This window comes from Pseudomonas sp. K5002, assembly GCF_013386655.1.
Lineage (GTDB): Bacteria > Pseudomonadota > Gammaproteobacteria > Pseudomonadales > Pseudomonadaceae > Aquipseudomonas.
On the sequence record NZ_JACARK010000794.1, the window covers coordinates 1 to 3,504 of the forward strand.

Annotated in this window: 3 protein-coding genes; 2 read left to right on the top strand and 1 reads right to left on the bottom strand. The window is 61.7% G+C overall.

Going from position 1 to position 3,504, the window contains the following annotated elements:
- The first annotated feature begins 2 nt into the window (after positions 1-2).
- Both HX846_RS28690 and HX846_RS28695 read left to right on the top strand, forming a co-directional pair.
- Entirely contained in the window at positions 3-764 is a 762-nt protein-coding gene (locus HX846_RS28690; RefSeq protein ID WP_256740051.1) for an aldo/keto reductase, read from the top strand.
- A 41-nt stretch (positions 765-805) separates the two neighbouring features.
- Positions 806-1,774: a hypothetical protein gene (locus tag HX846_RS28695; protein WP_003209488.1), complete on the top strand. Its 969-nt coding sequence runs from the start codon at positions 806-808 to the stop codon at positions 1,772-1,774.
- A 117-nt stretch (positions 1,775-1,891) separates the two neighbouring features.
- On the opposite strand, the gene hldE is transcribed toward HX846_RS28695, so the two are convergent.
- The gene (hldE, locus tag HX846_RS28700; protein ID WP_003209486.1) at positions 1,892-3,313 is read right to left on the bottom strand and encodes a bifunctional D-glycero-beta-D-manno-heptose-7-phosphate kinase/D-glycero-beta-D-manno-heptose 1-phosphate adenylyltransferase HldE; all 1,422 of its coding nucleotides are present in this window, start codon (positions 3,311-3,313) and stop codon (positions 1,892-1,894) included.
- Between the last annotated feature and the right edge of the window lie 191 nt (positions 3,314-3,504).

The window sequence follows — 3,504 nt, forward strand, 5'->3', positions numbered from 1 at the left end:
GCCTGCTGGTCTCGCCGCTGGGCCTGGGCACCGTCAAGCTGGGCCGCGACCAAGGCGTGAAATACCCCAGTGGCTTCCAGATTCCCGATGACGATGCGGCGCGGATGCTGTTACGCCAGGCCCGGCAATTGGGCATCAACCTGATCGACACTGCGCCCGCCTATGGCCGCAGCGAAGAACGCCTGGGCCCGCTATTGCGCGGCCAGCGCCAGGAATGGGTAATTGTCAGCAAGGTGGGCGAAGAATTTGCCGAAGGCGTATCCCATCACGACTTCAGCGCAGCCCACACCCGACTTTCGGTGGAGCGCAGCCTGAAACGACTGGAAACGGATTTTATCGACCTGGTGCTGGTGCACTCCGACGGCAACGACCTGCATATTCTCAATGATTGCGAGGTTTACCAGACCCTGGAAGACCTCAAGCGCGAGGGCAAGATCCGTGGTTTCGGCTTCTCCGGCAAAACCGTCGAGGGCGGTGTAAAGGCTCTGGAACAAGGTGATTGCGCCATGGTCACCTACAATTTGAACGAACAGGCCGAGAAAGCCGTCATTGATTATGCCGCCGCACACGGCAAGGGCATCCTGGTGAAAAAGGCACTAGCCAGTGGCCATGTCTGCCTGGAATCCGGAGTGGATCCAATTCACGCCAGTTTCATGCTGTTGTTTGCGCAAACTGGCGTTGCCAGTGCTATTGTCGGGACCATTAATCCGCTGCACCTCGCCCACAACGTGGCGACCGCTGCCAAGGTCATTCGCCAACTCTGATGCCGCCGACGCGGCCGACCCCGACGCAAGAAGGAGCCGACATGCCGCGAACGCTCATAAGAAAGAACCCCAGCAACTTCAAGACACTGCCGCTGCACGTCGAAGCAACCCCCGAAGGCTTGAGCTACCAGAGCGTCGGCATGCCGCTCAACTTCGCCCAGACACTGCAACGGCGCAAGCCGGTGGAGGTGAAAGACACCGAGCGTTTCGTGCTGGAGCTGGCCAACCTTGGGGTCTCGGTGCGCCTGACGCTGCACTGGCAGAACCGCGATTACTGGGTGCTGGTGCGCCAGCGCCGACAAGACCGTGGCGACGTCGTGCTCAAGCTGATCTCCGGCTATGTGCCGGCCCACGAACTGAACTTGCCACTGCACACCGCCATCCAGGAAATCGCCGAGGAATGCCTGCTGGAAACCCCGGAAGGCTGGCTGGGCGGTCGTTTCAATGACACCTGGCTGCCGGCGCCCTACTCGTCGGCCCTGCACTACCGCGAAGCGTTGCCGTTCCGCCTCTCACCGCTGTCCGGGGCCGCGCGCCCGGTGCGCTGCGCCACCATGCAATTGATTGAACGACCACGCGCCTACGTGCACCTGCCCACGGCTTCGTTGCAGTTGATTTATGACTTGCGCCTGGAAGTGCCCAAGGAGGCGAAGTCCCTGAGCCTGTTTCATGTAGACGAGCGCCTGGAGGGCGACCAATTGGTGGCCCGCCTGGACCGCCAGCGCCCGGACCTGTACCTGATGCCGCTGAAGGACGGGCAGCCGTGTGCGGAGCTGTATACCTTGAAGAAGGATCAGCTGTATCCGGCGAGTACGCGAGGGTTGTATCTGGCTGAAAGCTTTGCCCAGCAGGAAGGCTGGATCGTGCGGGATGAGCGGATCCGCTGGAAGGACTGGCTGCGCCAGCAAGGGCTGAGTGCACCGGAGAAAGAATCGAAATTGAAGCGCTTGACGGGTAAGGCGCGGCAGATCTTGCGCAAGATCGTGCCGAAGAAAAAAGCCAACCCGTAACCGGACATCAGGTCGCGGCGGTCGAATGTGGGAGCGGGCTTGCTCGCGAATGCGGTGTATCAGTCACTGCATCTGCCAGCTGACCCACCGCTTTCGCGAGCAAGCCCGCTCCCACCATCAGTTATTGCGGATCTTCTCGACAATCGCCGTGGTCGAGCTGTTTTCCACCAACCCCAGCACTTTGACCTTGCCACCGTAGGCACTGACGATATCGGCACCCACCACCTGGTCGACGGAATAATCACCGCCCTTGACCAGCACGTCCGGCTTGACCTGGGCCAGCAGGTTTTCCGGGGTCGCCTCGGCAAAGCTGATCACCCAGTCCACCGCCCCCAAACCTGCCAGCACCGCCATGCGACGGTCGACACTGTTGATCGGCCGGCCTGGCCCCTTGAGGCGGCTGACCGACGCATCATCGTTGACTGCCACGATCAAGCGATCGCCCTGGGCCCGCGCCTGCTCCAGGTAGGTCACGTGACCGGCGTGGAGGATGTCGAAGCAACCGTTGGTGAAGACAATGCTCTCGTTATGGGCACGGGCATCGTCAATCGCCAGCAACAGTTGCTCAAGGCTCAACACGCCGCGCTCCGAGCCTTCGGATCGCTGGATGGCGCGGCGCAGCTCAGGTGCACTGATGGCCGCCGTACCGAGCTTGCCGACCACGATACCTGCTGCCAGGTTGGCCAGGGCCACCGCATGGGGAAGTTCCTCGCCCGCCGCAATTGCCGCAGCCAGGGTGGAAATCACGGTGTCACCGGCACCGGTCACGTCGAACACTTCACGGGCCCGCGCCGGCAGGTGCATGGCCGGGTGATCAGGACGCAGCAAGGTCATGCCGTGTTCGCCACGGGTCACCAGCAAGGCACCCAGGTCGAGGTCGGCCATGAGTTGGGCGCCCTTGGTCACCAGCTCGTGCTCATCGACGCAACCGCCGACGATGGTTTCAAATTCGCTGAGGTTCGGCGTGATCAGGCTGGCGCCCCGATAAATCGAGAAGTCCTTGCCCTTGGGATCTGCCAGCACCGGAATGCCCCGGGCCTTGGCGGCCTGGATCAGTACCTGATGGTTTTTCAAGGCGCCTTTCCCGTAGTCGGACAGCACCAGCACCTTGATGCCTTCGAGCATCTCGTCGACCTGGGCGCTGAGCACCAGGGCGTCGGTGGCGAAGGGTTCTTCAAAATCGATACGCAGCAATTGCTGGTGCCGACTCATGACCCGCAGCTTGACGATGGTCGGCTGGTGGGGAATGCGCTGGAACAGCGCACGCACACCCGCACCCTTCAGGCTGTTGGCCAGGCTGTCGGCAGCCTCGTCGTCGCCGGTCACACCCACGAGGGATGCCGGGGCGCCGAGGGCGGCAATATTGAGGGCAACGTTGGCAGCGCCACCTGGACGGTCTTCGATTTGCTCGACCTTGACTACCGGTACCGGTGCCTCAGGGGAAATCCGTGAGGTACCGCCATGCCAGTAACGGTCGAGCATGACATCGCCGACCACCAAGACAGGGGCTTGATCGAATCGCGGCATGGACAACTTCATGGAGCAACCCACATACAAAATGAACAGGGGCGCGATATTACCACAGGGTTGTCAAAGGCTTGTGCAATGTAGGAGCCGGCTTGCCGGCGATGCGGCCGTGTATGGGGGATTGTCCGTTCGGGGCGTTTCGCCGGCCCGCCGGGCTCCTGCAAAGGTTTACTATTTCATGGTTTTGTACGAAGTACCGTATG